The organism is Pseudomonas sp. B21-036, assembly GCF_024748925.1.
GTDB lineage: Bacteria > Pseudomonadota > Gammaproteobacteria > Pseudomonadales > Pseudomonadaceae > Aquipseudomonas > Aquipseudomonas palmensis.
This window is the reverse complement of sequence record NZ_CP087178.1, coordinates 701,381-718,888: the sequence shown is the minus strand read 5'-3', so window position 1 is coordinate 718,888 and position 17,508 is coordinate 701,381. Positions and strand designations below refer to the sequence as shown.

Below are 17,508 nucleotides of genomic sequence, written 5' to 3'. Positions count from 1 at the left end.
TTCTGGGCTGCTTCTGCCGTATTTGTGCGTTCGTTGTTTGATTAACCTTCTTTCGATTGTTCATCAGAGGGTTTCAACCATGAAAGCACTTCGAGTTACCGCCGCCGGCTTGCTGCTGGCAGCTTGCGCCACTACCGCCGTGGCTGCGGTCTGCTACTGCACCGCCCCACTCATCTCCCTGCCGAAAAATGCGCTGACCTGGAAAGTGGTACCGGGCACCAACAACAACGTCACCTACGCCAACGTGCAGGGCGACATCCTGGGCAATGGCGCCTACGAGGCCTTCGTCAGTTTCCGTCCCGGTGTGGACAATGGCTACCACACCCACACCGAGACGTTGCCGACCGTGGTGATGAGCGGCGTGTTCTACGCCCGCATCAAGGACAAGAACGGCAAGCTGGTCGAGACCGAGTACCCGGCCGGTTCGTACTACCAGTTGCCGGCCGGGCTGGAACATGAGAGCGGTTGCAAGATGACCGCCAAGAAGGAGCCTTGCCTGCTGTTCCAGTACCAGCGCAACCACTTCGACCTGAACCCGGTGCCCCGCTAGGCGGCCTCAGAAATCGAAGAACACCGTTTCGCCTTCACCCTGGATGCGGATATCGAAACGGTAGGCCAGCTTGCCATCCACTTCGCAGCGCCGCGCGACCAAGGTCTCGCGGCGTTGTGGCTGTTCGATCAGGTTGAGCACCGGGCACTTGGCATTGGCCTGGCCCTCGTCGTCGAAGTACAGCCGCGTGTGCAGATGGATGTTGATGCCGCGGGCGAACAGGCTGACATTGATATGCGGTGCCATCGGCACGCCGGCGGCATTGGCGACCACACCGGGCTTGACCGTATGCAGCGTCCATTCACCGGCATCGAAGGTGGTGGCGGTGCGTCCGAAGCTGTTGAACGGTTGTTCCAGGTTGAATTCGCTGTGGTACTGCCCGGCCGCGTCGGCCTGCCAGAACTCCAGGAACGAGTCGCGCACCAGGTGGCCGTTGCCGTCGTAGACGTGACCGATCAGCAGGATGTGCTCGCCGGGCGCATCGCTGCGCGCCATGCGGTTCCAGATTTCCTGGTCACGGGTCGGGTTGCCGGCCGCTTCCAGGGCCAGGCCGATGTGCACGTAGGGGCCGGCGGTCTGCGATGGGGTTTCCGGCAGCAGTTCGATAGGCATGGCGGGGCTCCTCAGCGGTTTTCGAAGTGGGTCTTGCGCTGGCCGCGCAGAACGATGTCGAAGCGGTAGGCCAGGCAGTCCATGGGGTTGGCATTGGCCATGTCGAGCCGGGCGATCAGGCTCTGTACCGCGTCCGGGTTGGCGATCGACTTGACGATCGGGCACATCGGGATCAGAGGGTCGCCTTCGAAGTACAGCTGGGTGATCAGACGCGTGGCAATCGACGGGCCGCTGATCGACACGTGGATATGCGCCGGGCGCCAGTCGTTGGGGCCGTTGCGCCACGGGTACGGGCCCGGCTTGATGGTACGGAAACTGTAGTAGCCCTCGCTGTCGGTCAGCGCGCGCCCCACACCCCCGAAGTTGGGGTCCAGCGGCGCCAGATAGCGATCGTTCTTGTGGCGATAGCGGCCGCCGGCATTGGCCTGCCACATTTCGACCAGGGTGTGCGGGATCGGCTTGCCATACTGGTCGCACACGCGCCCGGCCACGATGATGCGCTCGCCGATGGGCAGGCCGCCGTGGTTGAAGTTCAGCAGCAGGTCATTGTCGTGCTCGGCAAATTTCAGGTGGGAGAAATCCGGCCCAGTGCTTTCGCTGACGGACTGTGGAATGCTCACCAGCGCCTGGCGAGGCGAGCGCGCGACGGAGGTCTTGTAGTCGGGGGTAAGGGCTTTCGGATGCCAGTTCCGATCACGGATAACGAAACGACTGGTGTCTTGTGCAGACATGCCGTTCTCCTCTTATTGGATTTTTGGAGGCCTGTACGGGCAGGAGTGATGGGCAGTGTGGCCGAGGCATGCACCGGCGAACATTGAAAAGAATCCTTGAACCCATAACCGTATGGTTATGTCCAAAGCGCTGACGCCGCCGGGCCGGGTGGACTAATCTTTATCTTCATATTTCAAGCTTGGGAGAACGCTCATGCTCTGGCGAAAAGGCAGGCGCAGCGACAACGTGGTCGACGCTCGCGGTGAAGGCGGCGGTGGTGGTGGCATGCGCCTGGGCGGCAAGGGCCTGAGCCTGACGGCGGTGGTACTGATCGTGGGGATCGGCCTGCTGACCGGGCAGGACCCGATGCAGATCCTTGGCCAGCTGAGCGGGCAGATGAGCGAACAGAGCGCGCCGGCAAGCACCGGCGAGCGCAAGGCACCACCGGCCGGCGACGAACAGGCCGAGTTCGTCGCCAGCATCCTGGGCGACACCGAGGACACCTGGCGCGCCCTGTTTGCCCAGGCCGGGCGCCAGTACAAGGACCCGACCCTCAAGCTGTTCAGCGGTCAGGTCAACTCCGCCTGTGGCTTTGCCTCGTCGGCGACCGGCCCGTTCTATTGCCCGGCCGACCAGCAGGTGTACCTGGACATGAGCTTCTTCAAGGAGATGGAAACCCGCTTCGCGGCAGCGGGCGACTTTGCCCAGGCCTACGTGATCGCCCACGAGGTCGGCCACCATGTGCAGACCCTGCTGGGGGTGTCAGCCAGGATCGACCAGGCCCGTCGCAGCGGCCAGCGCCTGCAAGGCGACAACGGCCTGCTGGTACGTCAGGAACTGCAGGCCGACTGCCTGGCAGGCGTGTGGGCCTACCAGGCACAGCAACGCCATAACTGGCTGGAGCCGGGCGATATCGAAGAGGCCCTGAACGCCGCCAACGCGATCGGCGATGACCGCCTGCAGCAGCAGAGCAAGGGCCGCGTGGTGCCCGACTCGTTCACCCACGGCACTTCCGCGCAGCGCGTGCGCTGGTTCAAGACCGGCTTCGCCAAGGGCGACCTCAACCAGTGCGACACCTTTGGCGCCAGCAGACTCTGACGCCTGTAATGGGGTGTTTGCGGCCTCGCGCAAACACCCTAAACATTTTGTTGATGGTTTTCGTCGGAATTAGAGAAAAAGCGTTTCAGCTCTGCAACATCCCGCCGATAAAGGCAGCTCACGTCAGCTGGCCTCCAAGAAAAACAACCTCCAGCGATTTAGATCAAAGAGCGCACAGAATCCTGGAGGGATCGCATGAACAGCTGGTTTGCCAATATCAGCGTCAACCTGAAACTCGCCCTGGGCTTCGGCCTGGTGCTGCTGCTGACCGGCCTGTTGGCCCTGACCGGCTGGACCAGCCTGGGCGGTCTGATCGACCGCAGCAACTGGATGAGCGACATCACCCAGCTCAACAACGAGCTCACCGAACTGCGCATCGCCCGCCTGCAGTACATGATTGCCGACGGTGACGACAAGCTCGCCCAGAATGTCCAGGCCAAGCTGGATACCTTCAAGGCCCGCCAGCAGAACCTGCTGAACACCTTCAAGAGCCCGGAGAACGTCAAGCTGCTGCGCGAACAGGCACAGGTGGTCGCCGCCTACGAGGTGTCCCTGGCCAAGATGCGCAGCGCCTACAAGCAGGGTGGCGAAGCGCGCCGCAGCATGGGCGTTACCGCCAATGAGGCCGGTGCCCTGATGGAAACCCTGCTGGCCGACAGCCTGTCCTCTGGCCAGAGTGACAGCGAGCGCCTGGAACATCTCAAGCGCCTGACCACCGTACGCCAGCACCTGCTGCTGGCCCGCTTCGAGGTGCGCGGCTACATCGCCGACCTCACCCCGGAAACCGAACAGGTCGCCGCCCGCCAGCTCGACGCCACCCTGGCCGAAACCCGCCAACTGGCCGCCACCGATGCTCGTGCCCGACCGCTCGAGGCCGCCACCCTGCACTACGCCGAAGCGGTGCGCAGCTTCAAGGCCGCCAACACGGCGATCGGCGAGGCGCGCAAGGAAATGACCACCCAGGGCTACGACATCGTACGCCTGAGCGATGAGCTGTACGCCATCCAGCTGCAACGTCGCGACCTCGAAAGTGCCCAGGCGCGTACCTGGCAACTGGCAAGCACCCTGGCGGCGCTGCTGTTCGGCGTGCTGGCGGCGATCATCATCACCCGCCAGATCACCCGCCCGCTGCGCGAAACCCTGGAAGTGGTGGAGAAGATCGCCACCGGCGACCTGACCCACACCCTGCGCGTCACCCGCCGTGACGAACTGGGCGTGCTGCAACAAGGCATCCAGCGCATGGGCGAAACCCTGCGCGACCTGATCGGCGGCATCCGTGACGGCGTGACCCAGATCGCCAGCGCGGCCGAAGAGCTGTCGGCGGTCACCGAGCAGACCAACGCCGGGGTCAACAGCCAGAAGGTCGAGACCGACCAGGTGGCCACCGCCATGCACGAAATGGCGGCCACCGTGCAGGAAGTGGCGCGCAATGCCGAGCAGGCGTCCGAGGCCGCCACCGACGCCGACGGCCAGGCCCGCGCCGGTGACCAGGTGGTGGCCCAGGCCATCGCGCAGATCGAGCGCCTGGCGGTCGAGGTCAACCGCTCCACCGAGGCCATGGGCCAGTTGCAGCAGGAAAGCCAGAAGATCGGCAGCGTGATGGACGTGATCAAGTCGGTGGCCGAACAGACCAACCTGCTGGCGCTCAACGCCGCGATCGAAGCGGCACGGGCGGGTGAAGCCGGGCGTGGTTTTGCCGTGGTGGCCGATGAAGTGCGCGGTCTGGCGCAGCGCACCCAGAAGTCCACCGAGGAAATCGAGGTGCTGGTGGCGGGCCTGCAAAGCGGCACCCAGCAGGTGGCCAACGTGATGCATGGCAGCCGCAGCCTGACCGACAGCAGCGTGGAGCTGACGCGCAAGGCGGGTGCCTCGCTGGAGAACATCACCCGCGTGGTGTCGAACATCCAGTCGATGAACCAGCAGATCGCCGCGGCGGCCGAGCAGCAGAGCGCGGTGGCCGAAGAGATCAGCCGCAGCATCCTGAACGTGCGTGATGTGTCGGAGCAGACGGCGGCGGCGAGCCAGGAGACGGCGGCATCCAGCGTCGAGCTGGCGCGCCTGGGCAATCAGTTGCAGATGCTGGTCAGCCACTTCCGCGTCTGACCGCATCGGACGGCGTAGCCATCGCGGGTCAAGCCCGCTCCCACCAGGTTCAGCGAAACCTTGTGGGAGCGGACTTGGCCCGCGATGCTGTCAGCCCTTACTTGACGACCTGCCCCACCCCGCGTCCACGCGGGTCAGACGCGGTTTCCAGCGCCGAACCCGTCACCCGGATCGCCTGGATATCGCCCATCTCCCAGCCCTGGTCCTCCAGGGTGTAGCCCATCTTCTTCAGTTCCTCGGCCACCTTGCCATCGAGCGGCGCATAGGCGTCGTAGTAGATAGTGTCCTTGGGCAGCAACTGGTGGTGCACACGCTGCGCCGCCACCGCCTTCTCCAGCGGCAGGTTGTAGTCGTACAGATTGTTGAGCACCTGGAAGATCGAGGTGAAGATCCGCGAGCCACCCGGCGTACCCAGCACCAGCGTGACCTTGCCATCGCGGGTCACCAGGCTCGGGGCCATCGACGACAGCATGCGCTTGCCCGGCTCGATGGCATTGGCATCGCCACCGACCACACCGAAGGCGTTCGCCACACCCGGCTTGGCACTGAAGTCGTCCATCTCGTCATTGAGCAGGAAGCCCGCGCCCTTCACCACCACGCCGCTGCCGTAGTCCCAGTTCAGGGTGTAGGTGTTGCTGACCGCGTTGCCCTGCTTGTCGACGATGGAGAAGTGCGTGGTCTGGTGCGGCTCCAGCCCCGGGCGCACCTTGGCGGTGTCGGAGATGGCGGTCGGGTTGACCTCTTGCGCGCGCTTGGCCAGGTAGTCCTTGGCGATCAGCTGCGCCACCGGCACCTTGGAAAACGCCGGGTCGCCCAGGTAGTCGGCACGGTCGGCGAACACACGCTTCTCGATTTCCGAAAGCAGGTGGATGTAGCGTGCCGAGTTCAGCTCGACACCCTTGAAGTCGGCTGCGCGGTTTTCCTTGATGCCCAGCAACTGCGCCAGCGCGATGCCGCCCGAGCTGGGCAGCGGCGCGGTGTAGACCACGTTGCCACGCCATTCGATGCCCATCGGCTCACGCCACACGGCCTTGTAGTCCTTGAGGTCTTCCTTGCTGACCAGGCCCTTGTCGGCCTGCATCTGCGCCACCAGCAGGTCGGCGGTCTTGCCCTGGTAGAACTCGCTCACACCCTTGTCGGCAATGCGCTCCAGGGTCTGCGCCAGCTCGGGCTGCCTGAAGGTCTCGCCCACCTTCATGCTGCCGAAATAGTCGTTGAAGTTGGTGCTGTCCTTGAACAGCCCCTGGGCATCTTCGCGGTACTGGTACTGCTTGGCGGCGATCTTGAAGCCGTTCTTCGCGTAGCCCACCGCCGGTGTCAGCAGCTCGGCCCAGGGCAGCTTGCCGAACTTCTGGTGCGCCTCCCACAGGCCCATCACCGTGCCCGGCACCCCGGCGGCCCGGGCGCCCACCAGGCTGAGGTTCTCGATGATCTCGCCTTTGTCGTCCAGGTACATGTTGCGGCTGGCCGCCTTGGGCGCCACTTCACGGTAGTCGAGGAAGTAGGGTTTGCCATCCATGTACAGGGTCATGAAACCGCCGCCGCCGATGTTGCCGGCCTCGGGGTAGGTAACGGCCAGGGTGAAGGCAGTGGCCACCGCGGCGTCCACTGCGTTGCCGCCCTTCTTGAGGATGTCGGCGGCGACCTGTGCACCATATTGATCGGGCGCGGCCACCGCGCCGCCGTCCAGCGTCACGGCATAGGCTGATGAGCTGGCGACGATCGCAGCGCTCAAGGTCAGCGTTCGAAACATCAGAGTGCGCATGCGGGTTTCCTTGGTGTTGTTTTTATCGAACAACCATTAAGGCGCATGCCCAGGGATTTTTCAAATGCCGCCTGCGGTTTTCAGCAGGCGTAGATCGACAGCTTGCGCTGGATGAAATCCAGAAAGCACTGGATACGCAAGGCCAGTTGCGAGTTGCGGTAGTACACCGCGTTGATCGGCTGGCGATAGCCGCTGTTGGCCTCGGCCAGCACCAGTTGCAGGCGGCCGGCCTGGAGGTCTTCGTGGGTCATGAAGTGCGACAGGCAGGCGATGCCTTCGCCGGCCAGCGCCAGGTGGCGCAGGGTTTCGCCGCTGGAGGCGCACAGGTCGGGGCGGATCGCCAGGCGGTCGCCTTCGGTGTGGCGCAGCGGCCAGTGATTGAGGGTTTCGGTCTGGGTGAAGCCCAGCAGCGAATGCCCGGCCAGTTCCTCCACATGCCGTGGCGTACCGCGCCGCGCAAGGTACGCGGGGCTGGCCAGCACATGCAGCGGGCTGCACCCCAGCGAGCGGGCGTGCAGGCTGGAGTCGGCCAGCTCGCCGATGCGGATGGCGATATCGGTGCTCTGTTCGAGCAGGTCGATGATCAGGTCGTCGGTGTTGAGCTCCAGCTGGATATCCGGGTACAGCTGGCGGAACTCCCCCACCCAGGGCACGATGGCATGCAGCATGAACGGCGCCGCCGCATTGATGCGCAAGCGCCCGGACGGGGTCTGGCGGTGCAGGCTCAGGCGCTCTTCGAGTTCGTCCATCTGTTGCAGGATGGCCTTGGCACGCTCGAAGAAAAACCGCCCCTCTTCGGTGAGGTCCATGCGCCGCGTGGTGCGGTTGATCAGCGTGGTGCCCAGCTTGGCCTCCAGCCGCGACAGGCTGCGGCTGATGGCCGACGGGGTCTGCCCGCCCTGTTCGGCGGCGGCGGAAATAGAGCCGCACTCGATGACCGAGACGAACATCTGCAATTCATCGGACCTGGCTTTCACGGCTGTTCCCTGGTGTGGCGTTCAGCCGTGATAGATAGCCGCTTGGCGTTGCCCGCGCAACCCTTCATCAGGCACCAGTGTGGAAAATCCGGGCCAGGTGCTGCTCGTAGCCGGCCACGGCAGCCTCGACGTTGGGGTTCTTCATCACGTCGGTGGCCAGGTAGGTCGGCAGACCGCTCATGCCCAGGAACTGGTTGGCCTTGTGGAACGGGAAGTACACCGCGTCCACGCCCTTGCCTTCGAAAAACTGCGCCGGATCGTCGAACGCTTCCTGCGGTGCGTTCCAGGTCAGCGACAGCATGTACTGCTTGCCCTGGATCAGGCCGCCGCTGCCGTACTTGCTCGACGCATCGGAGCGGGTGCGCCCGTCGCTGGCGTAGAGGCTGCCGTGGCCGGCGGTAAACACTTCGTCCAGGTACTGCTTGACGGTCCATGGCGCGCCCATCCACCAACCGGGCATCTGGTAGATGACCACGTCGGCCCAGAGGTACTTCTGCACTTCTTCGGCAACGTCGTAGCCGCCATCGATGTAGGTGCTCTTGACGTCGAAACCGGCGCGGTCGAGAAACGCCAGCGCGGCCTCGTGCAGGGTCTCGTTCAGGCGGCCATCGGAGTGGGCGAACTGCTTGCCGCCGTTGAGCAACAGGATCTTCTTCATCATCTGCCTCATCTGTGTTCGGGGCGGCCAACAGAAGGGGCGGCCCGGTGAATGTGATGGCGGCAGATTAATCAGTTCAGCGCAGCGGAAATACCCTCGCGCGGGCAAAACGCTTTTGACCAAAAAGCACGAATTCAACGCTTATTGTTGAAATAAGATTGGCTCACTTTTTACAGGAGCCTCCCCATGAGCGAACCCTACGGTTTCATCCTCAAAGCCAAGACCCGCCCCGAAAAAGCCGAGGAGTTCGAGGCGCTGTTTCGCAGCTATGTAGAACCCAGCCGTGCCGAGCCCGGCTGCATCGAGTACCACATGCTGCGCGACCGGCAGGACCCAAGCCTGTTCGTGTTCTACGAAATCTGGGCCAGCAAGGCCGCACTGGATGTGCATTCGGCGCTGCCGCACATGCAGCAGTTTGCCGAGCGGCGCATGGAATACCTTGAGCGCGACTTCGACATCCAGTTGATCGAGATGCTCAGCCCGTCCTCGGCTAGCCGTTGAGCGCCAGATGGGCGCCCAGCAGCGCCAGGCCGATGAAAAAGCAGCGTTTGAACAGCACGGCACTGATGCGCTGACGCAGGCACTGGCCCAGCCACATGCCCAGCAATGCCGGTATCAGCACCACCAGCGAGGCCCCCAGCGCCTCGCCGCCCAGTGCGCCCTGCCCGGATAGGCCCACGGCCAGCGCCAGGGTCGAGACGGTGAACGACAGGCCCAGCGCCTGCACCATCTGTTCACGGTGCAGGCCCAGGGCCTGCAGGTACGGTACGGCCGGTATCACGAACACCCCGGTGGCGGCGGTGATGATGCCCGTCACCAACCCGCACAGCGGGCCCAGCCAGCGCTCGTGGCGGGGGGCCAGGTGCAGGCCTGGGTGGCACAGGCCGTACAGCGCATACACCAGCAACGCCACGCCCAATGCGTGCGCCGCCCACGCGCCACTGTCGATGCCCAGCCAGATACTGCCCAGCAAGGTACCGATGAAGATCATCAGTTGCATCGGCCAGAGCCTGCGCAGCAATGCACGCAAGTGGCCACCCGCCGCCAGCTGCCAAAGGTTGGTGACCGTCGACGGCACGATCAGCAGCGCGGCAGCCTGCGCCGGTGACATAGCCAGCCCCAGCAACCCCATGGCCACGGTGGGCAGGCCCAGGCCGATCACGCCCTTGACCGTGCCTGCCAGCACGAAGGTAAGCACAACCAGCAGCGACAGCGCCGGGCCGATAGCCTGATAGAAGCCGAATAAAGTCGTCATGGGCCCATGCTGCCCCGCCCGCACGCCCCTGAACAGTTGCCATATACTGAGCCAGACTATTGCCCAGGCAGAGGCTCATGCATTTCGATCTGATTGACCTACGACTGTTTCTGCACACCGTGGAGTGCGGCAACATCACCGCCGGCGCCCAGCGCAGCCACCTGTCGCTGCCGGCGGCCAGCGCGCGCATTCGCGCCATGGAAAGCTCGCTGGGCGTACCGCTGCTGCAGCGCAACCGGCGCGGCGTGCAACCCACGGCCGCCGGCCAGGCCCTGGTCAACCATGCACGCCAGATCGGCCAGCAGGTGCAGCGGCTGCAATTCGACCTGGGCCAGTATGCCCAGGGGTTGCAGGGCCAGGTGCGGCTGCTGTGCAACACCGCGGCGCTGACCGAGTACCTGCCCGAACTGCTGGCGACGTTTCTGGCCCACCACCCGGCCATCGACGTGGACGTGGTCGAATTGCCCAGCCTGCGTATCGTGCAGGCGATCACCCAGGGCGAGGCCGACCTGGGCATCATCTCCAATGCCGTGGCCAGCGAGCACCTGCAGAGCGTGGCGTTTCGCGACGACCCGCTGGTGCTGATCATGGCGCCGGATCATCCGCTGGCCAGCCACCCGCACCTGCGCTTTGCCGACACCCTTGAACATGGCCATGTCGGCCTGCAGGCAGACAGTGCCCTGGCCCTGTACCTGGAGGAACAGGCCCTGCGCCTGGGGCGCCGGCTGCAGGTGCGGGTACGTGCCGAAGGCTTCGACGGGGTGATACGCATGGTGGCCCATGGCGCAGGCCTGGGCATCGTGCCGCAGGCTGCCGTGCAACGCTGGCAAGGGGTGCTGGTGCTGCACAGCCTGGCGCTGGACGAACCCTGGGCACAACGCCAGCTGCGCCTGTGCAGCCGCAATTTTTCGGCGCTTCCCGGGCACACGCGCACACTTCTGCAAAGCTTGTCGGCAGGCGCTATTGCCCCGGCAGGGACAATCCACCCACAATCGCCTTCGCGCACCGCTATGTAACAAGACAATGCCGTGCCTACGAGCCGTAAAGGGAGTTTTCCGTGCCGTCGATCTACCAGTTGAAACCGCGCTTCCAGGCGCTGCTGCGCCCTATGGTCAAGCGTCTGTACGAGCGCGGCATAACTGCCAACCAGGTGACGGTCGCCGCCGCCGTGGTCAGTGTGGCGCTCGGCCTGCTGCTGGCCGCCGCACCGCACATCACCTGGCTGTTCGCCCTGGTGCCGGCCTGGATGCTGCTGCGCATGGCGCTCAACGCCATCGACGGCATGCTCGCCCGGGAATTCGGCCAGCAGTCACGCCTGGGTGCCTACCTCAACGAGCTGTGCGACGTGGTCGCCGACAGCGCACTGTACCTGCCCTTCGCCCTGCTGCCGGGCGTGTCGCCGGCGCTGGTGGTGATCGTGGTGCTGGCCGCGCTGGTGAGCGAATACGCCGGGGTGATGGGCCCGCTGGTAGGCGCCGAACGCCGTTATGACGGCCCGATGGGCAAGAGCGACCGTGCCTTCGTGTTCGGTGTGCTCGGTGCCGGCGTGGCCACCGGCCTGCTGAGCGCAGCGTGGCTCAACGGCGTGTTGCTGGTGGTGCTGCTGCTGTCGCTTCATACCCTCTACAACCGGGTGAGCCGAGGCCTGGCGCAACCCCGCTGAAGCCCTCCGAGCCAGATAAGGATATTTGCCATGCGCACCGCGCAATCCCTGCATTTCACCACCCATGACGGCGTAGAGCTGCATTACCGCCACTGGCCGGCCAACCGCCAGCCCGGCCAGCCGCGCCGCGCCGTGGTGCTGTTCCACCGTGGCCACGAACACGGCGGGCGCATGGCCCACCTGGTGGATGAACTCGACCTGCCCGGCCATGACTTCTTCGCCTGGGACGCCCGTGGCCATGGCGAGTCGCCCGGGGCCCGTGGCGACAGCCCGAGCTTCGCGTGCAGCGTGCGCGATGTGCAGACCTTCATCGAGCACATCGCCCGCGAGCATGCCATCGACGAACAGGACATGGCGGTGCTGGCGCAAAGCGTCGGCGCCGTGCTGATCGCAACCTGGGCGCATGACTATGCGCCGAAGGTGCGCTGCCTGGTGCTCGCCTCGCCGGCCTTCAAGGTCAAGCTGTACGTGCCGTTCGCCCGTCCGGGGCTCAAGCTGATGCGCGCCTGGCGCGGCAACTTCTTCGTCAACAGCTACGTCAAGCCGCGCCTGCTCAGCCACGACCCCGAGCGCATCGCCTCGTATGAAAACGACCCGCTGATCAGCCGGCCGATTTCGATGAACATGCTGCTGGGGCTGTACGAAGCTGCCGATCGCGTGGTGGCCGATGCCCAGGCGATCCAGGTGCCGACCCAAGTGCTGATTTCCGGCGCCGACTTCGTGGTCAAGCGCCAGCCGCAGGAGCAGTTCTTCGAGCGCCTGGGCAGCGTGCACAAGGAAAAGCACGTGCTGCCCGGCTTCTTCCACGACACCCTCGGCGAGCGTGATCGCGGGCATGCGCTGGCGCGTATCCGGCGCTTCGTGGAGCACTGCTTCAGTGTGGCGCCCCAGCGCCCGTCGCTGCTCGATGCCGACCAGCTCGGCGCCAGCTGCGCCGAGGCCGAAAGCCTGGCCGCGCCGCTGCCACGCAACTCGCCGGCCGACCTGTACTGGCGCGCAACCCGCGCCGGCCTGCGCCTGGGCAAGGGCCTGTCGAGCGGGGTCAAGCTGGGCTTCGACACCGGTTTCGATTCGGGCAGCACGCTGGACTACGTCTACCGCAACCAGGCCACCGGCAAGGGCAAGCTGGGCCGCATGATCGACCGCAACTACCTCGACGCCATCGGCTGGAAGGGCATCCGCCAGCGCAAGCTGCATGTGGAAGAGCTGTTGCGCCTGGCCATCGAGCGCCTGCGCGAACAAGGCGCACCGGTGCATATCGTCGACATCGCCGCCGGCCATGGCCGCTACATTCTCGAAGCCCTGCAGGGCCTGGAGCAGCGCCCGGATTCGATCCTGCTGCGCGACTACAGCGAGCTCAACGTGCGCGAAGGCACGGCGCTGATCGAACACAAAGGCCTGGCCGACATCGCCCGCTTCGTGCAGGGCGATGCCTTCGATGCGCAGAGCCTGGCCACCCTTGAACCGCGTCCGAGCCTGGCGGTGGTATCGGGGCTGTATGAACTGTTCGCCTGCAACCAGATGGTCGGCGACTCGCTGGGTGGCCTGGCCCAGGCCGTGGCGCCGGGCGGCTACCTGGTGTACACCGGCCAGCCGTGGCACCCGCAGCTGGAGATGATCGCCCGCGCCCTGACCAGCCACCGCGCCGGTCAGGCCTGGGTGATGCGTCGGCGCAGCCAGGTGGAGATGGACCAGCTGGTGGAAGCGGCAGGCTTTCGCAAGGTGTGCCAGCGCATCGACGAGTGGGGCATCTTCAGCGTCAGCCTGGCCCAGCGAGTTGCTGAATGAGCACAGTGCGCGAGCCGGGCCTGATCCGGCGCGGCGTGCTCTGGCTGCTGTTGCTCGGGCCGCTGTTCTTCTTGAGCTATGGCCTGAGCAACACCTTCACCGCCGGGCGCAGCGACGTCGGCAGCCTGGTGTTCGCCTGGGAAAGCAGCATCCCGCTGTGGCCGTGGACCATCCTGCCGTACTGGTCCATCGACCTGCTGTACGGGTTGTCCTTCCTGCTGCCGCTCAGCCGCCTGGAGATGGACCGGCATGCCTTGCGCCTGCTGAGCGCACAGTTGATCTGCATCGCCGGCTTTCTGCTGTGGCCGCTGCGCTTCACCTTCGAGCGCCCTGAACTGCAGGGCGTGTTCGGCTGGCTGTTCGATGTACTGATGGGCTTCGACAAGCCGTTCAACCAGGCCCCTTCGCTGCACATCGCGCTGCTGGTGATCATCTGGGCGATGTTCGCCCGGCACACCCGTGGGCGCCTGATGCGCTGGCTGCTGCATGGCTGGATGGGGTTGATCGGTTTGTCGGTGCTGACCACCTGGCAGCACCACTTCATCGACGTGCCCAGTGGCGCAGTGGCAGGCGCGCTGTGTGTGTGGCTGTGGCCCGTGGAGGGCCGGCCGGTACTGGGCAGCCTGCAGCCGACCCGTGACCGCCGGCGCTGGCGCCTGGCCGCGTACTACGCGCTGGGCAGCGCCGTGCTGGGTGGGCTGGCGCTGTATGCCGGCGGTATCGCCCTGTTGCTGCTGTGGCCCGCCCTCGCACTGCTGATGGTGGCGCTCAACTATGCCGTGTTGGGCGCCGAGGGCTTTCAGAAAGGCCCGAGCGGCCAGTTGTCGTATGCCGCGCGCTGGCTGCTGGCGCCGTACCTGATCGGCGCCTGGCTCAATTCGCGTTGGTGGACGCGCCGCCATCCACAGGCCGACGAGGTGTGCGAGGGGGTGTACCTGGGGCGGGTGCCTGCACGAGGTCAGGCGGCATCGTTTGCCGCGGTGGTCGACCTGTGTGCAGAACTGCCGGCGGCACACACGCCGGGCCAGGCCTATTGCAGCCTGCCCCGCCTGGACCTGGTGGTGCCCAGTGCCGAACGTTGCCGCGAGGCGGCCCAGGCCATCGAGCGACTGCGCCAACGGGGCCCGCTGCTGGTGTGCTGCGCCCTGGGTTACTCGCGCAGTGCCTGCGCCGTGGCCGCCTGGCTGGTACTCGGCGGGCGCTGCCAGAACGCGCAGCAGGCCCAGCAACTGATCGCCCAGGCCCGCCCCGGGGTCGTGCTGCACCCGGCGCACCGCCAGGTGATCGACAGCCTGCCGGCGGGGGGCGGCCTGTGAGTAGCCAGACCCACCTGGCGCTGGTGGCCAGCCTGTTGCGGCGCGGGCGCCAGGTGGAACGCCTGTCGGACGGCATCAGCCTGCTGGCGCTGGCCTATGGCCTGGCGCCACTTGCCGGCGCGCCGGCCCCTGTGATTGGCGCCCTGTTGTGCGTACTGCTGCTGGCGGCCGGCCTGCTGCAAAAATATTGGGGCATGCGTGTTGCGCTGGACGCCGAGCTGTTCGCGCACCTGGCCACCCAGGCCGCAACCTTGTCGCCAACTACCCGCGTGCTGGACCAGGCGCTGTTCGACCTGGGCCTCAAGCCCGCCCCGGTCGACGACCGCGACTGGCAGGCGCGCAGCCGGGCCGCACTGCGCCTGATGCGCCAGCAACTGCTGTGCCTTGGCGTGCAGGTACTGCTGGCGATTGCCGGCATCCTGTGCCTGCCCTGGCTTTCTCTCGTCGGATAAGGACCTCGTCATGCTAGCCGCCCTCACCGCCTTCGGCATCACCTCGGTGGCCCGCCTGATCACGGGCGCCCGCGCCCTGTGGCTGGGCTGTACACCGCAGCCGGTGCAACGCCTGTACTACGCCAACCACAGCAGCCACGGGGACTTCGTGCTGATCTGGGCCTCGCTGCCCCAGGAACTGCGCCGGCACACCCGCCCGGTGGCCGGGGCCGATTACTGGCAAAAACCGGGCATTCGCCAATTTCTGATCAACCGGGTGTTCAACGGCGTGCTGATCGACCGCCAGCACAGCGAGGCCCAGAGCGACCCCTTGCAGCCGATCCATGCGGCGCTGGAGCAGGGCGACTCGCTGATCTTCTTTCCCGAAGGCACGCGCAACCTGGGCGACGAGCCCTTGCTGGCGTTCAAGAGCGGGCTGTTCCATCTGGCCAGTGCCCACCCCGAGGTGGAGCTGATCCCGGTGTGGATCGCCAACCTCAACCGGGTGATGCCCAAGGGCCGTGCCCTGCCCCTGCCGCTGCTGTGCACCCTGAGCTTCGGCGAGCCGCTGCAACGCTTGCCCGATGACAGCAAGCACGCGTTTCTGGAACGGGCACGCCTTGCCCTGCTGGCCCTGGCCCCCAAGGAATTCTGAGATGGACCACAATACACTTCTGCTGTTTGCCGGTATCGGTGGCCTGCTGCTGCTCGCCAGCCTGATCGGGCGCCTGCTCAAATGGCGCGCGGGCCCGGCCCCGCACGCGGTCATCGACAACCTCAATGCGCGCATCAATGCCTGGTGGGTGATGGTGCTGGTGATCGGCCTGGCCTTCGTGTTCGGCAAGCTGGGGGTCATCCTGCTGTTCTATTGCGTGTCGTTCTATGCGCTGCGCGAGTTCCTCACCCTCACGCCCACCCGGCGTGGCGACTACCCGGCACTGGTGGCGGCGTTCTATGTGGCGCTGCCGGTGCAGTACCTGCTGATCGCGATGGACTGGTACGGGTTGTTCAGCATCTTCATCCCGGTGTACCTGTTCTTGCTGCTGCCGATCCTGGCCAGTTTCGGCGGCGATACCACGCGCTTTCTGGAGCGGGCCTCGAAGGTGCAGTGGGGGCTGATGATCGCGGTGTACTGCCTGTCGTCGGTACCGGCCCTGATGACGCTGGATATCCCCGGGTTCGAGGGGCGCAACCTGCTGTTGATCGCCTGGCTGATTCTGGTGGTGCAGATTTCCGATGTACTGCAGTACGTGTGCGGCAAGCTGTTCGGCAAGCGCAAGGTGGCGCCGCGGCTGTCGCCGTCCAAGACGCTGGAGGGGTTGCTGGGCGGTGTGGCACTGGCCACGCTGATCGGCGCGACGCTGTTCTGGATCACCCCGTTCACCTTCTGGCAGGCGGCGCTGATGGCGCTGACCGTGAACGTCATGGGCTTCTTTGGCGGGCTGGTGATGTCGGCGATCAAGCGTGACCGCGGGGTGAAGGACTGGGGGCACATGATCGAGGGGCACGGCGGCATGCTGGACCGCATGGATTCGGTATGTTTCGCGGCGCCGGTGTTCTTTCACTTTGTACGGTACTGGTGGGCTTGAGGGCCAGGCGAGTGCTGCGCACTCGATCGCGGGTCAAGCCCGCTCCCACAGGTACAGCACAGTCCCTGTGGGAGCGGGCTTGACCCGCGATGCTTTCTACTCGGGCTTGCGGTAGCCCTCGATGATCGCCGAGAAGTCCTTGCCACCCTCCCCGCGCAGGCTCATCGCCTGGTACAGCTGCTGCGCCACCGCGCCCAGAATCACCGGCTGGTGCGCCTGACGCGCCGCCTCGGTGGCCAGCCCCAGGTCCTTGAGCATCAGCTCCGCACCAAAGCCACCGGTGTACCCGCGTGATGCCGGCGCCGTCTCGACGATGCCCGGCCACGGGTTGTAGGTGTCCGAACTCCAGCAACGCCCGGTGGAGCTGTTGATGATGCCGGCCAGCACCTTGGTGTCGATGCCCAGGGCATTGCCCAGGGCCATGGCCTCGGACACGCCGATCATCGAGATGCCCAGCAGCAGGTTGTTGCAGATCTTGGCGATCTGCCCGGTACCCACCTCGCCGCAGTGCACGATGTTGCGCCCCATCTGCGCCAGCACTGGCTGCAGGGTGGCGAACAGCGCCTCACTGGCGCCGACCATGAAGGTCAGGGTACCCGCCGCCGCGCCGCCGGTGCCGCCCGACACCGGTGCATCGGCCAGGTCCACACCCTGCCTGGCCGCCGCTGCATGCACCGCACGCACGGTCTGCGGGTCGATGGTGCTGCAGTCCACTACCGGGGTACCGGCGCGCACGCCGGCCAGCACGCCGTCTTCGTTGAGGTACACGCTGCGCACATGGGCAGCGGCCGGCAGCATGGTGATGACCAGCTCGCTGGCGCTGGCCGCGTCCTTGGGCGAGGCACTGATCTGCCCGCCGAGTTCGGCCAGTTCTGCCAGTACCTCCTTGTTCAGGTCGAACAGACTGAGCTGATGGCCGGCCTTGATCAGGTTGCGCGCCATCGGCGCGCCCATGTTGCCCAGCCCGATGAATGCAATACGCATGGTCGACT

18 protein-coding genes are annotated in these 17,508 nt (G+C 65.7%); 11 read left to right on the top strand and 7 right to left on the bottom strand.

Annotated elements, in window-relative coordinates; translation table 11 throughout:
• The first annotated feature begins 79 nt into the window (after positions 1-79).
• A complete protein-coding gene (locus LOY33_RS03235) occupies positions 80-550 on the top strand; it encodes a hypothetical protein (RefSeq protein ID WP_078481789.1) in 471 nt (156 codons plus the stop codon).
• 6 nt (positions 551-556) lie between these two features.
• On the opposite strand, the gene pcaG is transcribed toward LOY33_RS03235, so the two are convergent.
• A complete protein-coding gene (gene pcaG / locus LOY33_RS03230) occupies positions 557-1,162 on the bottom strand; it encodes a protocatechuate 3,4-dioxygenase subunit alpha (protein ID WP_078481790.1) in 606 nt (201 codons plus the stop codon).
• A gap of 11 nt (positions 1,163-1,173) precedes the next feature.
• Positions 1,174-1,893 (bottom strand): protocatechuate 3,4-dioxygenase subunit beta, encoded by a 720-nt coding sequence (gene pcaH, locus LOY33_RS03225; protein ID WP_043860698.1) that lies wholly within the window; start codon positions 1,891-1,893, stop codon positions 1,174-1,176.
• Positions 1,894-2,086: 193 nt separating this feature from the next.
• Here pcaH and LOY33_RS03220 point away from each other — a divergent pair, with 193 nt between their 5' ends.
• Complete coding sequence (locus LOY33_RS03220; protein WP_043860699.1) at positions 2,087-2,971, top strand: neutral zinc metallopeptidase; 885 nt, start codon at positions 2,087-2,089, stop codon at positions 2,969-2,971.
• 195 nt (positions 2,972-3,166) lie between these two features.
• The gene (locus LOY33_RS03215; RefSeq protein ID WP_043860700.1) at positions 3,167-5,074 is read left to right on the top strand and encodes a methyl-accepting chemotaxis protein; all 1,908 of its coding nucleotides are present in this window, start codon (positions 3,167-3,169) and stop codon (positions 5,072-5,074) included.
• A 97-nt stretch (positions 5,075-5,171) separates the two neighbouring features.
• Here LOY33_RS03215 and ggt read toward each other — a convergent pair whose 3' ends face one another.
• From ggt to LOY33_RS03200, 3 genes are all read right to left on the bottom strand, one after another.
• Positions 5,172-6,839, bottom strand: coding sequence for a gamma-glutamyltransferase (ggt, locus tag LOY33_RS03210; RefSeq protein ID WP_043860701.1), 1,668 nt, complete (start codon positions 6,837-6,839; stop codon positions 5,172-5,174).
• Positions 6,840-6,919: 80 nt separating this feature from the next.
• Positions 6,920-7,816 (bottom strand): LysR family transcriptional regulator, encoded by an 897-nt coding sequence (locus LOY33_RS03205; RefSeq protein ID WP_258661420.1) that lies wholly within the window; start codon positions 7,814-7,816, stop codon positions 6,920-6,922.
• A 67-nt stretch (positions 7,817-7,883) separates the two neighbouring features.
• Positions 7,884-8,474: an NAD(P)H-dependent oxidoreductase gene (locus LOY33_RS03200; RefSeq protein WP_258661416.1), complete on the bottom strand. Its 591-nt coding sequence runs from the start codon at positions 8,472-8,474 to the stop codon at positions 7,884-7,886.
• A gap of 186 nt (positions 8,475-8,660) precedes the next feature.
• Between LOY33_RS03200 and LOY33_RS03195 the strand changes: the two genes are divergently transcribed.
• Positions 8,661-8,975, top strand: a complete 315-nt coding sequence (locus LOY33_RS03195; protein ID WP_043860704.1) for a putative quinol monooxygenase — start codon at positions 8,661-8,663, stop codon at positions 8,973-8,975.
• Here LOY33_RS03195 and LOY33_RS03190 read toward each other — a convergent pair.
• The gene (locus tag LOY33_RS03190) at positions 8,965-9,729 is read right to left on the bottom strand and encodes a sulfite exporter TauE/SafE family protein (RefSeq protein WP_258661412.1); all 765 of its coding nucleotides are present in this window, start codon (positions 9,727-9,729) and stop codon (positions 8,965-8,967) included. The two genes, LOY33_RS03195 and LOY33_RS03190, sit on opposite strands and share 11 nt — an antisense overlap.
• 77 nt (positions 9,730-9,806) lie before the next feature.
• On the opposite strand from LOY33_RS03190, the gene LOY33_RS03185 reads away from it, so the two are divergent.
• Genes LOY33_RS03185 through LOY33_RS03155 form a run of 7 tightly spaced genes read left to right on the top strand, consistent with a single transcriptional unit; the run spans position 9,807 to position 16,516 of the window.
• Positions 9,807-10,745, top strand: a complete 939-nt coding sequence (locus LOY33_RS03185) for a LysR family transcriptional regulator (protein ID WP_258661410.1) — start codon at positions 9,807-9,809, stop codon at positions 10,743-10,745.
• A gap of 41 nt (positions 10,746-10,786) precedes the next feature.
• On the top strand, positions 10,787-11,392 hold the full coding sequence (locus LOY33_RS03180) for a CDP-alcohol phosphatidyltransferase family protein (RefSeq protein WP_100634997.1): 606 nt from the start codon (positions 10,787-10,789) through the stop codon (positions 11,390-11,392).
• Between the two features lie 30 nt (positions 11,393-11,422).
• Positions 11,423-13,180 carry a bifunctional alpha/beta hydrolase/class I SAM-dependent methyltransferase gene (locus LOY33_RS03175; RefSeq protein ID WP_258661408.1) on the top strand — a complete coding sequence of 586 codons (1,758 nt, stop codon included), beginning with the start codon at positions 11,423-11,425 and terminating at the stop codon, positions 13,178-13,180.
• Positions 13,177-14,496, top strand: coding sequence for a phosphatase PAP2/dual specificity phosphatase family protein (locus tag LOY33_RS03170; protein ID WP_258661407.1), 1,320 nt, complete (start codon positions 13,177-13,179; stop codon positions 14,494-14,496). Before LOY33_RS03175 ends, LOY33_RS03170 begins: the two co-directional genes overlap by 4 nt.
• Positions 14,493-14,948, top strand: a complete 456-nt coding sequence (locus tag LOY33_RS03165) for a hypothetical protein (RefSeq protein WP_043860710.1) — start codon at positions 14,493-14,495, stop codon at positions 14,946-14,948. The genes LOY33_RS03170 and LOY33_RS03165 overlap by 4 nt, the downstream gene beginning before the upstream one ends.
• A gap of 10 nt (positions 14,949-14,958) precedes the next feature.
• A complete protein-coding gene (locus LOY33_RS03160; protein ID WP_258661405.1) occupies positions 14,959-15,582 on the top strand; it encodes a lysophospholipid acyltransferase family protein in 624 nt (207 codons plus the stop codon).
• A gap of 1 nt (position 15,583) precedes the next feature.
• Positions 15,584-16,516 (top strand): phosphatidate cytidylyltransferase, encoded by a 933-nt coding sequence (locus LOY33_RS03155; protein WP_043860712.1) that lies wholly within the window; start codon positions 15,584-15,586, stop codon positions 16,514-16,516.
• A 96-nt stretch (positions 16,517-16,612) separates the two neighbouring features.
• Here the strand turns inward: LOY33_RS03155 and mmsB are convergent, their stop codons facing one another.
• Positions 16,613-17,500, bottom strand: coding sequence for a 3-hydroxyisobutyrate dehydrogenase (gene mmsB / locus LOY33_RS03150; RefSeq protein WP_043860713.1), 888 nt, complete (start codon positions 17,498-17,500; stop codon positions 16,613-16,615).
• Between the last annotated feature and the right edge of the window lie 8 nt (positions 17,501-17,508).